An 832-nucleotide genomic window follows, 5' to 3' on the forward strand; every position below is an offset into this window, starting at 1 on the left:
CTCTAACAGTTAAGGTTTTTTATTTTGCCTTTTCTCAGATTTAGGAGGAAGAAGATGACAACTTGGAACTTAAAAGGCACAAATTCACATCTTTTGATTTGTAACGGCAGCAGTTGCATGAAAAAAGGTGGCGAAGAAATAACGCAAGCAATTCGTGATGAAATTACTTCACAAGGTCTGAATCAAAAAATCCATACTACTAGAACTCGTTGTAACGGCAGGTGTAAGGATGCCTGCATTGTGATTGCTTATCCACAAGGGACATGGTATCGAGTGGACTCACCTGATTTTGGACGAGAGATTGTCCGTAATCTCGATGATGAGAAGTTTATTCCACAGATGATTTACCAATTTACTAATGGAGAAATGACTCCTAATCCAGATTTTCCAGCTCTAACAGGAATTTCAAAAGACAAGTCGTAAAAGGAGATGTCTAAATGAGTACAAACGGTAAATTATTTGTCGTTGGCTTTGGACCAGGGAATTTTGAACATATTACCAAACGTGCTGTAGAAGCCCTACAAGAAAGTGACTTCATCATTGGTTACAAAACATATGTGGAACTCATACAGGGCCTTCTTACAGATCAAACGATTATAAGTACAGGTATGACTGAAGAAGTATCACGTGCACAAGAAGCAGTGAAACAGGCGGAGTTGGGAAAGAAAGTGGCTGTAATTTCGAGTGGTGATGCAGGGGTATACGGAATGGCAGGGCTGGTTTATGAAGTATTGATTGAAAAAGGCTGGAAAGAAGAAACGGGAGTAGCCATTGAAATCATTCCTGGTATTTCTGCCATCAATTCATGTGCGTCTTTACTTGGTGCACCTGT

At 39.9% G+C, this 832-nt stretch carries 2 protein-coding genes; both read left to right on the forward strand.

The window, feature by feature from the left end; genetic code table 11:
- Positions 1 to 54: 54 nt before the first annotated feature.
- Positions 55 to 423 carry a (2Fe-2S) ferredoxin domain-containing protein gene (locus tag AC1DUW_RS30885; protein ID WP_053345843.1) on the forward strand — a complete coding sequence of 123 codons (369 nt, stop codon included), beginning with the start codon at positions 55 to 57 and terminating at the stop codon, positions 421 to 423.
- A gap of 14 nt (positions 424 to 437) precedes the next feature.
- Positions 438 to 832 (forward strand): SAM-dependent methyltransferase (locus tag AC1DUW_RS30890; protein WP_477644460.1); only part of this gene is annotated, 395 nt, incomplete at its 3' end.

This window comes from Peribacillus sp. P4_C12 (assembly GCF_056402095.1).

Excerpts from the sequence above, each read along its gene's own strand:
- AC1DUW_RS30885 (WP_053345843.1), top strand. The coding sequence starts at position 55 with ATGACAACTTGGAACTTAAAAGGCACAAATTCACATCTTTTGATTTGT.